The 17,447-nt window shown below is 61.8% G+C and carries 12 protein-coding genes; 8 read left to right on the top strand and 4 right to left on the bottom strand.

Going from position 1 to position 17,447, the window contains the following annotated elements; all coding sequences use genetic code 11:
* Positions 1 to 9 precede the first annotated feature (9 nt).
* The 4 genes from D109_RS0130685 (at position 10) to araH (ending at position 4,523) form a co-directional block, all read left to right on the top strand.
* Entirely contained in the window at positions 10 to 885 is an 876-nt protein-coding gene (locus D109_RS0130685; RefSeq protein ID WP_017480278.1) for an SMP-30/gluconolactonase/LRE family protein, read from the top strand.
* Positions 886 to 933: 48 nt separating this feature from the next.
* Positions 934 to 1,938: a substrate-binding domain-containing protein gene (locus D109_RS0130690; protein WP_017480279.1), complete on the top strand. Its 1,005-nt coding sequence runs from the start codon at positions 934 to 936 to the stop codon at positions 1,936 to 1,938.
* A gap of 64 nt (positions 1,939 to 2,002) precedes the next feature.
* On the top strand, positions 2,003 to 3,544 hold the full coding sequence (araG, locus tag D109_RS0130695) for an L-arabinose ABC transporter ATP-binding protein AraG (RefSeq protein WP_017480280.1): 1,542 nt from the start codon (positions 2,003 to 2,005) through the stop codon (positions 3,542 to 3,544).
* 10 nt (positions 3,545 to 3,554) lie between these two features.
* Positions 3,555 to 4,523, top strand: a complete 969-nt coding sequence (gene araH / locus D109_RS0130700) for an L-arabinose ABC transporter permease AraH (protein WP_017480281.1) — start codon at positions 3,555 to 3,557, stop codon at positions 4,521 to 4,523.
* Positions 4,524 to 4,578: 55 nt separating this feature from the next.
* On the opposite strand, the gene D109_RS0130705 is transcribed toward araH, so the two are convergent.
* Positions 4,579 to 5,727 (bottom strand): aldose epimerase family protein, encoded by a 1,149-nt coding sequence (locus tag D109_RS0130705; RefSeq protein ID WP_017480282.1) that lies wholly within the window; start codon positions 5,725 to 5,727, stop codon positions 4,579 to 4,581.
* A gap of 128 nt (positions 5,728 to 5,855) precedes the next feature.
* Here D109_RS0130705 and D109_RS0130710 point away from each other — a divergent pair, with 128 nt between their 5' ends.
* The gene (locus tag D109_RS0130710; RefSeq protein ID WP_017480283.1) at positions 5,856 to 6,638 is read left to right on the top strand and encodes an SDR family NAD(P)-dependent oxidoreductase; all 783 of its coding nucleotides are present in this window, start codon (positions 5,856 to 5,858) and stop codon (positions 6,636 to 6,638) included.
* Positions 6,639 to 6,760: 122 nt separating this feature from the next.
* Positions 6,761 to 8,812 (top strand): maltose alpha-D-glucosyltransferase, encoded by a 2,052-nt coding sequence (treS, locus tag D109_RS0130715; RefSeq protein WP_017480284.1) that lies wholly within the window; start codon positions 6,761 to 6,763, stop codon positions 8,810 to 8,812.
* Between the two features lie 108 nt (positions 8,813 to 8,920).
* Here treS and D109_RS0130720 read toward each other — a convergent pair whose 3' ends face one another.
* Genes D109_RS0130720 through D109_RS0130730 form a run of 3 tightly spaced genes read right to left on the bottom strand, consistent with a single transcriptional unit; the run spans position 8,921 to position 14,729 of the window.
* Positions 8,921 to 11,968, bottom strand: coding sequence for an efflux RND transporter permease subunit (locus tag D109_RS0130720; protein WP_017480285.1), 3,048 nt, complete (start codon positions 11,966 to 11,968; stop codon positions 8,921 to 8,923).
* A gap of 9 nt (positions 11,969 to 11,977) precedes the next feature.
* Entirely contained in the window at positions 11,978 to 13,165 is a 1,188-nt protein-coding gene (locus tag D109_RS0130725) for an efflux RND transporter periplasmic adaptor subunit (RefSeq protein WP_026078326.1), read from the bottom strand.
* Positions 13,166 to 13,193: 28 nt separating this feature from the next.
* Positions 13,194 to 14,729, bottom strand: coding sequence for an efflux transporter outer membrane subunit (locus D109_RS0130730; RefSeq protein ID WP_032869191.1), 1,536 nt, complete (start codon positions 14,727 to 14,729; stop codon positions 13,194 to 13,196).
* A gap of 409 nt (positions 14,730 to 15,138) precedes the next feature.
* Here D109_RS0130730 and D109_RS0130735 point away from each other — a divergent pair, with 409 nt between their 5' ends.
* The gene (locus D109_RS0130735) at positions 15,139 to 16,092 is read left to right on the top strand and encodes an ABC transporter substrate-binding protein (RefSeq protein ID WP_026078328.1); all 954 of its coding nucleotides are present in this window, start codon (positions 15,139 to 15,141) and stop codon (positions 16,090 to 16,092) included.
* A 23-nt stretch (positions 16,093 to 16,115) separates the two neighbouring features.
* Positions 16,116 to 17,447 (top strand): LLM class flavin-dependent oxidoreductase, encoded by a 1,332-nt coding sequence (locus D109_RS0130740; protein WP_017480289.1) that lies wholly within the window; start codon positions 16,116 to 16,118, stop codon positions 17,445 to 17,447.

Below are 17,447 nucleotides of genomic sequence, written 5' to 3' on the forward strand. Positions count from 1 at the left end.
GGAGGTTTCATGTCGTGGAATGCCGTCACACCGCACCGCGCTCGGCTGGGCGAAGGCCCGTTCTGGGACCAGCAGGGCCAGGCGCTGTATTGGGTGGATATCATCGGCCAGCAGGCGTTACGCCTGAAAGGCGGGCAACTGCACAGCTGGCAACTGCCTGAGCCCGTCTCGGCCTTTATCCCATGTGCCAGCGGCGATGCGCTGGTGACCCTGAGCAGTGGCGTGTATCGCCTCGACCTCGATTCAGCGCCGAGGGATCCACGCCTGACCTTGCTCTGCGTCGCCGACCCGCAACCGGGCAACCGTGCCAACGAAGCCCGTTGCGATGCCCAGGGCCGGCTGTGGCTGGGCACCATGCAGAACAACATCGGCGAGCAGGGTGAAGACTTGCCGGTGCTGCGGCGTTCCGGCGGCCTGTTCCGGGTCGATGCCGACGGGCAGGTCACGCCGCTGCTGCAAGGCCTGGGGATTCCCAACACCTTGCTGTGGAACGACGCCGCCACCCATGTGCATTTCGGCGACAGCCTGGACGGCACGCTCTATCAATATCCGATTAATCAAGAGGGCCTGCTCGCACCCGCGCAGCTCTGGTTCGGGCCTCACTCCCGGGGTGGCCCGGACGGCTCGGCCATGGACGCCGAAGGCTATATCTGGAACGCCCGCTGGGACGGCAGTTGCCTGCTGCGGCTGACGCCGGACGGCGAAGTCGACCGGGTGATCGAGTTGCCGGTCAGCCGTCCCACCAGTTGCGTGTTCGCAGGCCCGGACCTCAAGACCTTGTACATCACCAGTGCCGCCAGCCCGCAGGATCACCCGCTGGACGGTGCGGTGCTGGCGATGGAGGTCGATGTACCGGGGAAAATCTGTTACCGCTTTGCAGGATAACCAACAGGCTGTTTAACGCATTCAAATACAACAACAAGGAGTCACCCTATGAATCGTCGTCGTGGTATCCGTTCCCTGTGCTGCGCCGCTGTGGCGGTATCCGCCGTCAGCCTGAGCAGCCTGTTGCTGGCGGCCGAGCCGGTGAAGATCGGCTTTCTGGTCAAGCAGGCCGAAGAACCCTGGTTCCAGACCGAGTGGGCCTTCGCCGAAAAGGCCGGCAAGGACAAGGGCTTTGAAGTGATCAAGATTGCTGTACCCGACGGCGAGAAAACTCTCTCGGCCATCGACAGCCTGGCGGCCAACGGCGCCAAGGGTTTTGTGATTTGCCCGCCGGACGTGTCCCTCGGCCCGGCCATCATGGCCAAGGCCAAAGCCAACGGCTTGAAAGTGATCGCCGTGGATGACCGGTTTGTGGACGCCAAGGGCAACTTCATGGAAGACGTGCCTTACCTGGGCATGGCCGCGTTTGAAGTGGGCGAGAAGCAGGGCAGTGCCATGGCCGCTGAAGCGAAAAAACGCGGCTGGGACTGGAAAGACACCTATGCCGTGATCAACACCTACAACGAACTCGACACCGGCAAAAAGCGCACCGACGGCTCGGTCAAATCCCTGAAGGCCGCCGGTATTCCGGACGACCACATCCTGTATGCCGCCCTCAAGACCCTCGACGTCCCCGGCAGCATGGACGCCACCAACTCGGCGCTGGTGAAACTGCCCAGCGGCGCGAAAAACCTGATCATCGGCGGCATGAATGACAACACCGTGCTCGGCGGCGTACGCGCCACCGAAAGTGCCGGCTTTGCCGCTGCCAATGTCATCGGCATCGGGATCAACGGCACCGACGCCATCGGCGAGTTGAAGAAAGCCAACAGCGGCTTCTTCGGCTCCATGCTGCCCAGCCCGCACATCGAGGGCTACAACACCGCAAGCATGATGTTCGAGTGGGTCACCACCGGCAAGGAACCACCGAAGTACACCGCGATGGACGAGGTGACGCTGATCACCCGCGAGAACTTCAAGCAGGAGCTGGAAAAGATCGGTCTGTGGAACTGAAGACCGCTGACGTTCCCCGGCGGCTCTGCTGACAGGGCCGCCTGACCTGTGTGACGAGGTGGTTATGCACGCGCAACAGAAACAACCCGACAACACCGGCGCCAGCTTGTGTTTCAACGGTATCGGCAAGGCGTTTCCCGGGGTCAAGGCGCTGGATGGCATCAGCTTCAGCGCCCACCCGGGGCAAGTCCACGGCTTGATGGGCGAGAACGGCGCCGGTAAATCCACGCTGCTGAAAATCCTCGGTGGCGCCTATGTGCCGAGCACCGGCAGCGTCCAGATCGGCGCGCACACCATGGCCTTCAAGTGCGCGGCGGACAGCATCGCCAGCGGCGTCGCGGTGATCCACCAGGAGCTGCACCTGGTGCCGGAAATGAGCGTCGCCGAAAACCTGTTCCTCGGGCATCTGCCGGCCAGCTTTGGCTTGATCAATCGCAGCGCGTTGCGCCAACAGGCATTGGCGTGCCTCAAGGGCCTGGCGGATGAAATCGATCCCCAGGAGAAAGTCGGCCGCCTGTCCCTGGGCCAGCGCCAGTTGGTGGAAATCGCCAAAGCGCTGTCCCGTGGCGCCCATGTGATTGCGTTCGACGAACCCACCAGCAGCCTGTCAGCGCGGGAGATCGACCGCCTGATGGCAATCATCGGTCGCCTGCGGGACGAGGGCAAAGTGGTGCTGTACGTGTCCCATCGCATGGAGGAGGTGTTCCGCATCTGCAACGCGGTGACGGTGTTCAAGGACGGCCGCTACGTGCGCACGTTCGAGGACATGAGCACGCTGACCCACGATCAACTGGTGACCTGCATGGTCGGCCGCGACATTCAAGACATCTACGATTACCGGCCCCGCGAGCGGGGGGCGGTGGCCCTCAAGGTCAATGGCTTGCTGGGCCCCGGCTTGCGTGAACCGGTGAGTTTCGAGGTGCGCCAGGGGGAGATTCTCGGCCTGTTCGGGTTGGTGGGCGCCGGGCGTACCGAGTTGCTGCGGCTGCTGGGCGGTCTTGAGCGCAACAGCGCCGGCAGCCTTGAGTTGTGCGGCGATGCGCTGCGCCTGCGTTCACCCCGTGACGCCATCGACGCCGGTATTTTGCTGTGCCCCGAGGACCGCAAGAAGGAGGGCATCGTGCCGCTGTCCAGTGTCGCCGAGAACATCAATATCAGCGCGCGCAGTGCCCATTCGCGCTTTGGCTGGTTGTTGCGCGGTGGCTGGGAGAAAGACAACGCCGCCACGCAGATCAAGGCGCTGAAGGTCAAGACGCCCACGGCGGCGCAGAAGATCATGTACCTGTCCGGCGGCAATCAGCAAAAGGCGATTCTCGGGCGGTGGCTGTCGATGCCGATGAAAGTCCTGCTGCTCGACGAGCCTACCCGTGGCATCGATATCGGCGCCAAGGCCGAGATTTACCAGATCATCCATGACCTGGCGGCTCGCGGCATTGCGGTGATTGTGGTGTCCAGCGACCTGATGGAGGTGATGGGCATTTCCGACCGCATCCTGGTGCTGTGTGAAGGCGCGATGTGCGGTGAGATGAGCCGCGAACACGCCAATGAATCCAACTTGCTGCAAATGGCCCTGCCGCGCCAACGCGCCGCTGGCCAGGGAAACTGACGAGGTGACTATGACAAGCCAAAACACGGCTGTGCCCACGGCGCGCAAACCGCTGGACCTGCGCAGCCTGCTCGACAACTGGGCGATGCTGATGGCCGCGGTGGCGATCTTCGTGCTCTGCACCTTGCTGATCGACAACTTCCTGTCGCCGCTCAATATGCGCGGCCTTGGGCTGGCGATCTCAACCACCGGGATTGCCGCGTGCACCATGCTGTATTGCCTGGCGTCAGGGCATTTCGACCTGTCGGTGGGCTCAGTGATTGCCTGCGCCGGGGTCGTGGCGGCAATTGTGATGCGCGATACCGACAGCGTCTTGCTCGGCATCGGTGCAGCGCTGCTGATGGGCCTGGTGGTGGGATTGATCAACGGAATCGTGATCGCCAAGTTGCGGGTGAATGCGCTTATCACCACGCTGGCGACCATGCAGATTGTGCGCGGCCTGGCCTATATCTTTGCCAATGGCAAGGCGGTGGGCGTCTCCCAGGACGGGTTCTTCGTGTTCGGCAACGGCCAGTTGTTTGGCGTGCCGGTGCCGATCCTGATCACGATCCTGTGTTTCCTGTTCTTCGGCTGGCTGCTCAACTACACCACTTACGGGCGCAACACCATGGCCATCGGCGGCAACCCGGAAGCCGCGTTGCTGGCGGGGGTGAACGTCGATCGCACCAAGATCATCATCTTCGCGGTGCACGGGGTGATCGGCGCGTTGGCCGGGGTGATCCTTGCTTCGCGCATGACCTCCGGGCAGCCGATGATTGGCCAGGGTTTCGAGTTGACGGTGATTTCTGCCTGCGTGCTGGGCGGGGTGTCGTTGAGCGGCGGGGTCGGCATGATTCGCCACGTGATTGCCGGGGTGCTGATTCTGGCGATCATCGAGAATGCGATGAACCTGAAGAACATCGACACCTTCTATCAGTACGTGATCCGCGGCTCGATCCTGCTGCTGGCGGTGGTGATCGACCGTATGAAACAACGCTGATCCTTGCGGGAGCTGCGATCGTTCCCACGCTGCGCGTGGGAACGATCAAGCTGATTCAGTCGGCGGAGAATTTCAGCACGGTGTTTTGGGTGTAGGTCTGGCCGGGATCCAGACGGGTTGAGGGGAAATTCGGCTGGTTGGGCCCGTCAGGAAAATGCTGGGTTTCCAGGGTAAACGCGCTCCAGTGGGCATATGGTTTGCCGCCTTTACCCTTGATCGAGCCGTCGAGGAAGTTGCTGGTATAGAACTGCACACCGGGTTCGCTGGTATACAGCTGCAAGCGCCGACCGGACTGCGGGTCACGAACGTCGGCGGCCAGTTTGCCGATATCGCCCTTGGCATCCAGCACCCAGTTGAAGTCAAAGCCGCCTTGTTTCGGCTCGGCGAATTTCAGTTGGGGATGATCGTCCTTGATGTGCTGGCCGATGGCGGTGGGCTTGAGAAAGTCCATCGGTGTACCGGCCACCGGCGCCAGTTCACCCGTGGGAATCAAGGTGCTGTTGACCGGTGTGTAATGGCTGGCGTGCAAGGTGGCCAGCTGCTTGAGCACGTCACCGTTACCGGCGCCGGCGAGGTTGAAGTAACTGTGGTTGGTGAGGTTCAGCACCGTGGGTTTGTCGGTGGTGGCCTTGTAGTCGATGTGCAGTTCGTTTTTGTCGTTGAGGCTATAGGTGACATCCACCTTCAGGTTGCCGGGAAAGCCCATCTCGCCGTCTTTCGACAGGTAGCTCAGGGTCACGCCCACCGAGTCGTCTTGCTTGACCGGCTGGGCTTTCCACACGTGCTTGTCGAAACCCTGGGGGCCGCCATGCAGCGAGTTCGGCCCATCGTTGAGGGGCACTTGATAGCGTTTGCCGTCCAGTTCAAAGCTGCCCTTGGCCAGGCGGTTGCCAAAACGGCCAATGGTCGCACCAAAGAACGCGGTGCCGGCCTGGTAGCCCTGGACGTCATCGAAGCCCAGTACCACGTCGGCGAACTGGCCGTGTTTGTCCGGTACCTTAAGCGACTGCAACACAGCGCCGTAGGTGATCACCGTGGCTTGTACGCCATGGCTGTTGCGCAACACGTACTGCTCGACAGCAGTGCCGTCGTTGGTTTTGCCGAAAGGTTTGTGTTCGCTGGACAAGCCAGCCGCCTGAGCGCCTAGGCTGGCCATCGCCAGGGAGAGGCCGAGGCCGGTAAGCAGGAATCGGGATTGCCGCATGACTGAGCTACCTTTATTGTTGTTAATTAAATAGTTCTACTATTTATTCGGTTGCAAGGCTGATTTATAGCCAATATCGCGAAAGATGCAATATAAAATAAGACTAAATACAGCGGAGTGACTGCCCCATGAACACTGAAAAACAGCCCGGCGCCCAAGCGATGTACCCGGACCTGCGGGATAAAACCGTGTTGATCTCCGGTGGTGCTTCCGGGATCGGCGAGTCGATGGTGCGTGCCTTCGCACGCCAGGGGGCCAAGGTCGCGTTCGTGGACCGGGCGCAAGGGCAGGGTGACCGCTTGGCGGCGATATTGTCGGCCGAGGGCCATGCCGTCGAATTCGCCCATTGCGACATCACCGACGAGATTGCTTACAAGGCCGCGATAGCGTGCCTGGCGCAGAGCCTTGGGCCGATCGACGTGCTGGTGAACAACGCCGCCAACGACGTTCGGCACACCCTGGATGACATTGATTCAGAGCGGTTCGACCAACTGATTTCGGTCAACCTGAAGCACGCCTTTTTCGCGGCACGGGCCGTGGTGCCGATGATGAAGGCCGCCGGCGGTGGGTCGATCATCAACCTGGGCTCCATCGGCTGGATGATGGCTTCCAGCGGCTACCCGGTATACGCCGCCAGCAAAGCCGCTGCCCACGGCATGACCCGGGCCCTGGCGCGGGAACTGGGCCCGAGCCGGATCCGGGTCAATACGCTGGTGCCGGGCTGGGTGATGACCGAGAAACAACTGGCGATGTGGGTGGATGACGCGGCCCGGGAATTGATCGCCCGCAGCCAGTGCCTGCCGGGCAGTGTGGAGCCGCAACATATCGCCAATATGGCGCTGTTCCTGGCCTCTGATGTTTCGGCGATGTGCACCGCACAGAACTTCATTGTGGACGGTGGCTGGGTCTAGGCCGGGGAAGGGTCGCCATCCCGGATGCAACGAATCGTCGCCCGGGGCCTCATACAGTAACGAACGGTGGTTCACATGCAGCCACCGCAACCGACTACTTCATGGGTTCAGGTGATTGATTTATGACGGACGCCGATAAGAAACACGTGGCCTGGCTGGTGGAACAATCGATGCTGCAGGCTGCGAAGCAGCGCGCCAAGCTCTACTCGGGGCAGGGCCGGTTGTGGCAACAGCCGTATGCCCATACCCGGCCCCGTGATGCTTCAGCCCTGTCGTCGGTGTGGTTCACGGCCTACCCGGCGTCCATCGTCACCCGCGAGAACGGCAGCGTACTGGAGGCCCTGGGGGATGAAACCTTGTGGCACGCGCTGTCAAAAATCGGCATCCAGGGCATTCACAACGGCCCATTGAAACGCTCGGGCGGTCTTTCCGGCACCGAGCACACCCCGACCATTGACGGCAATTTCGACCGCATCAGCTTCGACATCGACCCGCAACTGGGCACCGAAGCCCAGCTTCAGGCACTGGCCCGCATGGCCGCCGCGCACAACGCGGTGATCATCGATGACGTGATCCCGTCCCACACCGGCAAGGGCGCGGACTTCCGCCTGGCCGAGATGGCCTACGAAGACTATCCCGGGCTCTACCACATGGTGGAGATCCGCGAAGAAGACTGGCCGCTGCTGCCCGACATCAGCGAGGGCCGCGATGCGCAGAACCTCAGCCCGCAGCAGGTGGACGTACTCAGGGACAAGCACTACATCGTCGGCCAGTTGCAACGGGTGATCTTCTTCGAGCCCGGGGTCAAGGAAACCGATTGGAGCGCCACCGACGTGGTGATCGGCGTGGACGGCAAGCCCCGGCGCTGGGTGTACCTGCATTACTTCAAGGAAGGGCAGCCGTCGCTGAACTGGCTGGACCCGACCTTCGCCGCGCAGCAGATGATCATTGGCGACGCCTTACACGCCATCGACGTGATGGGCGCGAAGATCCTGCGCCTGGATGCCAACGGTTTCCTCGGTGTGGAACGTAAACTGGAAGGTAACGCCTGGTCCGAAAGCCATCCGCTGTCCATCACCGGCAACCAGATCCTGGGTGGCGCGATTCGCAAGGCGGGTGGTTTCAGCTTCCAGGAACTGAACCTGACGGTGGACGACATCGCCGCCATGTCCCACGGCGGCGCCGACCTGTCCTACGACTTCATCACCCGGCCGGCTTACCAGCACGCCTTACTGATGGGCGACACCGAATTCCTGCGCCTGATGCTGCGGGAGATGCACACCCAGGGCATCGACCCTGGCTCGTTGATCCATGCCTTGCAGAACCACGACGAGCTGACCCTGGAACTGGTGCACTTCTGGACGTTGCACGCCCATGACACCTACCTCTATCAGGGGCAGACCTTTCCCGGCGGCATCCTGCGCGAGCATATCCGCGAGCAGATGTACGAACGCCTGGCCGGCGAACACGCACCCTATAACCTGAAGTTCGTGACCAATGGCGTGTCCTGCACCACCGCCAGCATCATCACGGCGGCATTGGGGATTCGCGACCTTGAGGCGATTACCCCGGCGGATATCCAGCAGATCCGCCAGATTCACCTGCTGCTGGTGATGTACAACGCGATGCAACCGGGAGTGTTTGCGCTGTCCGGCTGGGACCTGGTGGGTGCACTGCCGTTACCGGCGGAGGAGGTGGCCCACTTGATGCTCGATGGCGACACACGCTGGATCCATCGTGGCGCCTATGACCTGGTGGACCTGAATCCGGAGGCGGAGCAATCCGCCGGGCAGATGCCACGCCCCAAGACCTTGTATGGCAGCCTGATCAGCCAATTGGCCGACCCGGATTCGTTTGCTTCGCAGTTGCAAAGAATCCTCGCCGTGCGCCGTGCCTACGACATCGCCGCCAGCCGCCAGATCCTGGTGCCGGATGTGCAGCATCCAGGGCTGTTGATCATGGTCCACGAACTGCCGGCGGGCAAAGGTACCCAGATCACTGCACTGAACTTCGGCTCCACGCCGATTACGGAAACCTTGCACCTGCCCAATATCGCGCCGGGACCGGTGGTGGACATCATCAATGAGCGGGTGGAGGGCGATCTGACACCCGAGGGTGATTTCACCATCACCCTGGATGCGTATGAAGGCTTGGCGCTGCGGGTGGTGATCTGATCCACTGATCCACTGTAGGAGCGAGCTTGCTCGCGAAGAACCTGAGGGCGCCGCGTTCATTCTGAATGCCCGCGTCATCGTTAACGTCCTTCGCGAGCAAGCTCGCTCCTACACGGGGACCGGTTGCTCCGCCTCCTGATGGTGCGTGGAACCAATAAACATATACATCGCCGGCACCATGAACAGCGTCAGCACGGTACCGATCGACAACCCCGCGAAGATCACCAGGCCCATGTCATGCCGTCCCGCAGCCCCGGCGCCGGAGGCCCACACCAGCGGCACCACGCCCAGCACCATGGCGGCGGTGGTCATCAGGATCGGTCGCAGACGCACGCCGGCGGCTTCTTCTATCGCCTCACGCTTGCTGTGACCGGCGCGCTGCAGCTCGTTGGCAAACTGCACAATCAGGATCCCGTGCTTGGTGATCAACCCCAGCAACGTCACCAGGCCCACCTGGGTGTACACGTTGATCGAGGCAAACCCCATGGTGATAAACGCCAGCGCACCAAAGAGAGCAGGGGGCACCGAGAACAGGATCACCACCGGGTCGCGGAAGCTCTCGAACTGGAAGGCCAGGGCCAGGTACACGATCAGGATCGAGAACATCAGCAAGCCGAAGAACCCGCCGGACTCTTGCATGAACTGGCGCGACTCACCGGAAAAGTCCGAGGTGTAGCCCGAAGGTGCAACGTTGGTCAGGATGGTGTTCAGTTTCGCCAGCAGTTCGCCCTGGGCCACGCCGCTCACACCCGACAAGGTCGCCGAGTTGAGTTGCTGGAAGTGGTTGATGGATTCCGGCTGGGTCGAGGTTTCGATATGCGCCACGGTGCGCGCCTGAATCATGCTGCCGGATGGCGTGCGGATGTAGTAATCGAGAATCTGGTCGGGGTTGAGGCGATCAACCTGCAACACCTGGGGAATGACTTTGTACGAGCGCCCAGCGGTGGAGAAATAGTTCACGTAGTTGCCGCCCAGAGCGGCGGACAACGCCGCACCGACGTCGGCCTGGGTCATGCCCAGCGCGGCAATTTTTTCCCGGTCCACCACCAGCTTGGCTTGTGGCTTGTCGAGTTTCAGGTCCATGTCGGAGAAATAGAACAGCTGTTGTTTCTGGGCCTCGGCCACCACGGCCTGGGCGACTTCATTCAGGTTTTCCACCGAGTCGGTGGTGGTGATCACAAACTGCACCGGCAACCCTTGGGCACCCGGCAGCGACGGCAACGGGAAGGCTGCAATGGTCGCGCCTGGAACCTGGTTCCATTTTTGCTGGAGATCCAGGATCAGTTGGGCCTGGGAGCGTGTGCGGTCGCCCCAGTTTTTCAGCAGCACACCGCCCAGGCCCTGGTTGAGGATCGGCAGCCCGGTCAACTGGAACATCTGCGCGTATTCAGGCTCTTTGTTGGCGATCTGGAAAGCCTGGTCGGCAATCCGCTCCATCTGCTGCGGCGAGGCGGTGGGCGGGCCTTTGATCTGCATGAACACCAGCCCCTGGTCCTCGGTGGGCGACAGTTCACTTTTGGCGGTCATGCCACTGGCGGCCACCAGCAGGAACAGCACAAAGCCAAATGTCACCAGCACCGGCCACACGTTCAGGCCGCCTGAGAGCACGCGGTGATAACGACCCCGCAACCAGTCAAAGTACTGATCGAGTTTGCGGGCGAAACGACCTTCTTCCTGCCCGGTCTTGAACAGCCGGGAAGTCATCATCGGCGAAAGCGTCAACGCCACCACGGCCGATACAGTCACGGCACCCGCCAGCGAGAAGCAGAACTCCTTGAACAGCGCACCGGTAAGCCCGCTGCGCAGCCCGATGGGCACGTACGCGGCGATCAGCACCACGGTCATCGCAACGATCGGGCCACCCAGTTCCCGTGCCGCGACCAGCGCAGCCTCGAGCACGCCTTTGCCTCCCTCCTTGATATGCCGGTCGACGTTTTCCACCACGATAATCGCGTCGTCCACCACCAAGCCGATCGCCAATACCAGGGCGAGCAGGGTCAGCAGGTTAATCGAGTACCCCAGCAGGTACATGATGAAGAAGGTCCCCACCAGGGACAGCGGGATCGCCACCAACGGCACGATCACCGCACGGAACGAGCCGAGGAACAGGTAGATCACCACCGACACAATGATCATCGCCTCGACGAGGGTCTTCACCACCTCATAAATCGAGGTGTTGATGAACGCCGTGGAGTCATACACGATCTCGCCGCGTACCCCGGTGGGCAACTGCGATTGCAGCTCGGGGAAGGCCTCGCGCACGCTGTCGGCCACCGTCAGGATGTTTGCAGTCGGCGCTGTCTTGATGCCGATGAACACCGAACGCTTGCCGGAAAACGCCACGCTGCTGTCGTAGCTTTCAGCGCCGAGGGTGACGGTGGCCACGTCCTCCAGGTACACCAGGGCATCGCCTTTCTGTTTGATCACCAGCCGCTTGAATTCATCCACCGTGTGCAAATCGGTCCCGGCCGTCAGGTCGACCGTCACCGTTTGCCCGCGGGTGGAGCCGACCGCAGACAGGTAGTTGTTGTTGGCCAGGGCGGTGGACACGTCCTGGGCGGTCACGTTATGTGCGGCGAGTTTGTCCGGGTCCATCCAGGCGCGCAGGGCAAACTGACGCCCGCCGAGGATTTCTGCGGTTTGCACGCCCTGGATCGAGTCCAGCTTGGGCTTGACCACCCGCACCAGGTAATCGGTGATGTTATTGGTGGCCAGGGTGTCGCTGTAGAAGCCCAGGTACATGGCGTCAGTGGTCTGCCCGACCGCCACCGTCAGCACCGGCTCCTGGGACTGTGCCGGCAGTTGGTTCTTGACCGAGTTGACCTGGGTATTGATCTCGGTAAGCGCCTTGCTGGCGTCGTAGTTCAACCGCAGTGTGGCGGTAATGGTCGATACGCCGGTGATGCTCGTTGAAGACAGGTAGTCGATGCCCTGGGCCTGGGCGATGGCCGACTCAAGCGGCTGGGTGATAAAGCCGGCCACCGTGGACGCGTCCGCGCCGTAGTAAGCGGTGGTGATGGTGACCACGGTGTTTTCGGTGCGTGGCCATTGGTTCACCGGCAATTCGAAGATCGAGCGCAGCCCCAGGATCAGGATGAACAGCGAGACGACAATCGCCCAGACCGGCCGCTGAATAAAGGTATCGGTAAGCTTCATGGGACACCTTTAGTGTTCTTGGGGAGTCGGCGCAGGATCGTTCAGCGGCGCGGCGCTGTTATCGACCTTCACCGGCGAGCCATTCTTGAGCTTCATCTGGCCGCTGGTGATCAGCAGGTCGCCTTCCTTCACGCCCGACAGGATCGCCACCTGGTCGCCCCGGGTGGGCCCGGTCTTGATAAAGGTTTGTTGCGCCGTGAGCACTTCCTCACCCTTGTCGTCCTTGCTCGATGTGGCGATGAACACCGTGGTGCCGTAGGGGTTGTAGGTCACCGATGTCTGCGGCACGGTGAGGTAGCGCTGCGTTGCACCGGAGTTGACCACGGCGCGGGCAAACATCCCGGGCACGAGACTTTGTTTGGGGTTGTCGACGGTCGCTTCCACCGTGACGTTGCGCGTGGTCGAGTCGAACTGGGTGTCGATGGTGCTGACCTTGCCGGTGAAGGTTTGATTGGACAGGCCGTCGGCCGTCACAGAAACCCCCTGGCCGATGGCGATCGCCTCCAGTTGGGTCTGGGGCACCGTGAAGTCGATGTAAATCGGATCGAAGGTCTGCAGGGTGGCGATCTTGTCGCCGGGGTTGAGGTATTGGCCGGGGTTGACGCTGGTGATCCCGATGCGCCCGGAGAACGGTGCACGTATGGTCTTTTTCGCCACCAGCGCGCGCTGTTGTTCGGCGGCAGCAAGCTTGGCTTTCAGGTCGGCGGTGTCAGTATCCACTTGTGCCTGGGAGATGGCGTTGACCGCCAGTTGCGCCTTGTCACGCTTGAGGACGATCACCGCCAAATCAGCCGTTGCTTCCAGGGAATGCAGTTGCGCGATGTCCGAGTCGGCATTCAACTGCACCAGCAGCGCCTGGGCCGCCACCTCTTGCCCAGGCGTAAAGCCGATGGTGCGCACGATGCCGCCCACTTCCGTGGTCACATCCACCCCTCTGACCGCCTTCATCGACCCCACGGCGCTGACATTCGGTTGCCAATCGCTGAACGGCACCTTCATGGCCGTGACCACGGAGGCGGGCCTGGGCATTTTCGACTGGGCGATCAGCGCCGAAATCTGCACGAACTTCACCCCGGCAATGATCGCCACAATCACCAGCACCACCACGATCATGATGAGCATCGGCCGCCACAGTCGACGCTTGCGCGGTGCGCCGGGCTCGGGTGGCAGGGGAGAGGCAGTAATGACGTCAGCCATGGGTGTTCTCGCTGTTTCAGATTTCAGTTCAGTCGAACCGTGCCGAATCGGCAGGCGCTGCCTTGTTTTTGGCCGGCATGATCTCGTTCCACGACGGCAGGCCGAAGCGATCAGGCCGGCCCTTGGTGGCAGGGTCCACATCGGTTCGGTTCCACCACCCGCCACCCAATGCCTGGAAGAGCGCCGTGGTATCGCTGTAACGGGAAGCCTGGGCCTTGACGCGGGCCAGCACGGTGTTCTGGTAGGTTTGCTGGGCCGTAAGCAGGTTGATGTAGGCCACGGCGCCGAGCTTGAACTGCGCCTGCACCAGGTCCAGGTTGGCTTGGGCAGAGCGCTCGGCCACCACCTGCTGGTTGAGCGCATCAGCATCGGCCTCCAGCGCCCGCAGCGCGTTGGCCACGTCCTGGAACGCACCGATCACCGTGCCACGGTAGCGCGCTGCCGACTCGTCATAAGCGGCCACAGCGGCGCGTTTGCGATGTTCCAGTGCGCCGGCATCAAAGATCGGTTGGGTGATCGACCCGGCCAGGCTCCAGACGCCACTGCCCGCCGAAAACAGCTTGGTCCCGCTGGCCACCGTCGAACCCACGGAGCCGGTAATGCTGAACTGGGGCAACTGATTGGCCACGGCCACACCAATGTTGGCACTGGCCTGATGCAGTTGCGCCTGGGCAGAACGCACATCCGGCCGCTGGCCGACGATCGCCGAAGGCAGGCTGAGGGGCAGTTCTTCCGGCAGGTGCAGGGAGGCCAGGTTGAAGCGCTCGTCCTGGTCCTGATTGGGAAACCGCCCGAGGTAGGCCATCAACTGGTTGCGGGTCTGCGCCAACTGCTTTTGCAGGGGCGGCAGGCTCGCGCGGGTTTGCGCCAGTGCGGTCTGCTGCGTGAGCACGTCGGTGTCGCCGATGGCCCCCAGCCGGCGCTGCGCCTGCAGGAGGTCGAGCTGGCCACTCTGGATCCGGATGATTTCTTCGGTGGCGGCGACTTGATCGCGTATCGACGCCAGACTGACCGCTGTATTGACCACGTTGGAGGTCAAGGTGAGATACGTCGCCTCCAGCTGGAAGCGCTCGTACTCGGCCTGGGCCGAGGTGGATTCGATTTGCCGGCGCGTACCGCCGAACACGTCCGGCGCATAGGACACACTCAGCGATGCCGAGCTCACCGTGAGAATCGGTGACTCTGGGATGCCCGAGGTGACGCCTGAGACTTTCTCGCGGGCCTTCTGCACATTGCCGCTGACGGAAGGGAAGAGCGACGCCTGGTCGGCATAGACCAGCTCATTGGCCTGGCGCAACGCCGCCTGGGCCGCGGTGACATCCGGGTTGGCACGCAAGGCTTCTTCCACCAGGGCATTCAGGGCCGGTGAGCGGAACAGCGTCCACCATTGCCCGGGAATATCCATCCCCGCGATCAGCCGCTGCGCTGCGCCGCCGGTGTCGATATCGGCCTTGGCGGTGGCAGAGAGCTTTTCTCGTGAGTAATCGGCATTCGCCGGCACATCGGGCCGCGTGAAATCCGGCCCGACCGTACAACCCGCGAGGGCGATGCACAGCAGACTCAAGGGAGCCAGAAGGTGTGGTTGTCGAAAAAGGGCGCGTATATGCGCCACTGGTTGCGGTGCCGATGCAAGCTGCCGAGGCTGCTCTTTCATATTTACTCTGATTAATCAGTTGGTTAACTGCTTTATTTGTTGAGCAATGAGTGCAGGTGCATCGGGCCGGGCCCGCCGAAAAATGGCCCAAGAGCAGCCGAATTCAAATCAGTGTAGGTGGTGCCGTCGGGTACGCAATGTCAGTTTCCTCGGCGCCTTACAAAAAATGCGTTATGCGCATTAATATTGAATTAGGTTATGCGTTATAAGTATTTTACAGGCATGGGTTAGCACTCCATCGTAGACAGCCCTACGAACACTGCCGAGACCGCACGCGCGGATCGACTTGAAATGCCTGAGAAGGCATCTGGAGACGAACGTGCGTTACCTGACAAGACTGGCGGCCGGGATGGCCGCTCTGCTGTGCCTGACCGCGAACGCGCAAACCCTGGTGGTGGGTGACCAAAGCTATAACGCCCAGGCGGTGATGGAAGCGGCGGGGGTGCTGGATGATCTGCCCTATACCCTCGAATGGAAGCAATTCACCGCCGGCTCACCGGTGGCCGAAGCCCTCAACACCAACAGCCTCGACATCGGCTTGCTCGGTGATGCGCCCGTGCTGTTCCTCGGCGCGCTGGGTGCGCCGATCAAGGTGATTGCAGTCAGTCAGCAAAACCTCGAGGGCGTGGCCATCCTGGTGAAAAAGGATTCTTCGATCCACAGCCTTGCCGACCTGAAAGGCAAGCGTGCCGCCATCTGGAAAGGCTCCTGGAGCCAGCAACTGCTGCTGACCGCGCTGGATAAAGCCGGCGTGCCAAAAGACTCCCTGGAGTTGCGCTACCTCAGCGCGCTGGATGCCTCTCACGCACTGGAAGGCGGTTCCGTTGACGTCATCGCTACCTGGGAACCCTACGTCACCCAACAGGAACGCCAAGGCGCACGAGTACTGGCGACCGCTGACGGGCTGATCCCGGCCCAGAGCTTCATCGCCGCCAGCACCCGGGCCGTCGACGGCAAACGTGCGCAAATCAGCGATTTTCTCCAGCGCCTGAAAAAAGCCCGCGACTGGACGCGCCAAAGCCCGGCCAATACCGACGCTTATGCCGACGCCTGGGCCAAACGCACCCGGGCTGATGCAGATATCGCCCGTGCCTGGTTTGCCCGGGCGCGCACGACGGTCGAACCACTGACGGCCCAATCGCCTGTAGAGGCGCAAAAGACCGTGGACTTTTTTGCAAGCCAGGGACTGGTCAAGTCTTACCCGGCAGCCAAGCTGTTCGACGACTCCTTCGCGGCGTCGTTGCAGCCAGCCGTTGCCAGAACCCAGCCCTGAATGTTTCAAGGAATACGTCAGACATGACCCCAAAAAGACAGCTCAAACTGGGCGCCCTGACCATGGGCTGCGGCGGGCCCGGCCGCCACAATCTATGGCTCGACCCTCAACTGCCGGCCGACGCCAGCGTCAACGTCGACTGGTACATCGAGATCGCACGCCAGGCCGAGGCGGCATTGTTCGACTTGATGTTTATCGTCGATAGCCAGTTCATCACCCCGAGCTCGCCATCCCACTACCTGAATCGGCTGGAGCCGCTGACATTGTTGTCGGCGCTGGCCGTGAGCACCCGGCATCTGGGCTTGGTCGGCACGCTGACCACCTCTTACAACTCGCCCTATAACGTTGCGCGGCGCCTGGCCTCACTCGACCTGATCAGCAAAGGCCGCGCTGGCTGGAACGTGGTCACCAGTGGCGACGCCGGTACCGCCGGCAACTACAGCCGTGACGAACATTATGACTACGACACCCGCTATGGCCGGGCAGCCGAACACGTCCAGGTGGTGCAGGGACTGTGGAACTCCTATGAGGAAGAGGCCTTCGTGCGTGACCGCGCCACCGGCCAATTTCTCGACCCGAGCAAACTCCATAGCCTGAACCACAAAGGCGAGCACTTTTCGGTGGTCGGGCCGCTGAATATCCAGCGCTCACCCCAAGGCCAGCCGGTGATCTTCCAGGCCGGCGATTCGGAGCAAGGCCGTGACGTGGGCGCCGCCACGGCCGATGTGATCTTCACCCACGCGGCCAGCATCGAGCAGGGCCAGGCGTTCTACCGGGATATCAAGGGCAGGGCGGTGCACCATGGCCGTGATCCGGAGCAATTGCTGGTGATGCCCGGCGCCGAGATTTATGTGGGCGATACTGATGAGCATGCCCGTGAAATCGAACAGCACTACCACCAGGCCGATCACAGTTTTGAGCTGGCGCTGAAGGAGTTCGGGCGCAATTTCGGCTGGCATGATTTCAGCCAGTACGACCTTGATGCAGCGTTTCCGCAGGAAAGCCTTGAGGCGGCACGCAGCAGCTTTTTTACGGCGGCCAAGCGCATTGCTGACCAGGCCCGGGACAAAGGCTTTACATTGCGCCAGGCGGTGGAGTTTGGACGGCAGTTGCGCCCGGGGGCTTTTGTCGGATCGGCGGAGACCGTTGCACGGAAAATGGCTGGCTGGTTTGAAGCCCGTGCGGTGGATGGTTTTAACATCTACATCGGCCATCCGGAACAATTCAGCCGATTCACCCAGGAGGTCATCCCGTTGTTGCAGGCGCGTGGTGTGTATCGCACGGCGTATGAAGGTACGACGTTGCGGGAAAGCCTGGGGTTAGAGATTCCGCGGTTTAAGTCTGGAGTGTTATAG

It is taken from the genome of Pseudomonas sp. PAMC 26793 (assembly GCF_000313235.1).
GTDB classification, from domain to species: domain Bacteria; phylum Pseudomonadota; class Gammaproteobacteria; order Pseudomonadales; family Pseudomonadaceae; genus Aquipseudomonas; species Aquipseudomonas yamanorum.

Coding starts and splice junctions, on each gene's coding strand:
- D109_RS0130685 (WP_017480278.1), top strand. CDS start 10: ATGTCGTGGAATGCCGTCACACCGCACCGCGCTCGGCTGGGCGAAGGC.
- D109_RS0130690 (WP_017480279.1), top strand. CDS start 934: ATGAATCGTCGTCGTGGTATCCGTTCCCTGTGCTGCGCCGCTGTGGCG.
- araG (WP_017480280.1), top strand. CDS start 2,003: ATGCACGCGCAACAGAAACAACCCGACAACACCGGCGCCAGCTTGTGT.
- araH (WP_017480281.1), top strand. CDS start 3,555: ATGACAAGCCAAAACACGGCTGTGCCCACGGCGCGCAAACCGCTGGAC.
- D109_RS0130705 (WP_017480282.1), bottom strand. CDS start 5,727: ATGCGGCAATCCCGATTCCTGCTTACCGGCCTCGGCCTCTCCCTGGCG.
- D109_RS0130710 (WP_017480283.1), top strand. CDS start 5,856: ATGAACACTGAAAAACAGCCCGGCGCCCAAGCGATGTACCCGGACCTG.
- treS (WP_017480284.1), top strand. CDS start 6,761: ATGACGGACGCCGATAAGAAACACGTGGCCTGGCTGGTGGAACAATCG.
- D109_RS0130720 (WP_017480285.1), bottom strand. CDS start 11,968: ATGAAGCTTACCGATACCTTTATTCAGCGGCCGGTCTGGGCGATTGTC.
- D109_RS0130725 (WP_026078326.1), bottom strand. CDS start 13,165: ATGGCTGACGTCATTACTGCCTCTCCCCTGCCACCCGAGCCCGGCGCA.
- D109_RS0130740 (WP_017480289.1), top strand. CDS start 16,116: ATGACCCCAAAAAGACAGCTCAAACTGGGCGCCCTGACCATGGGCTGC.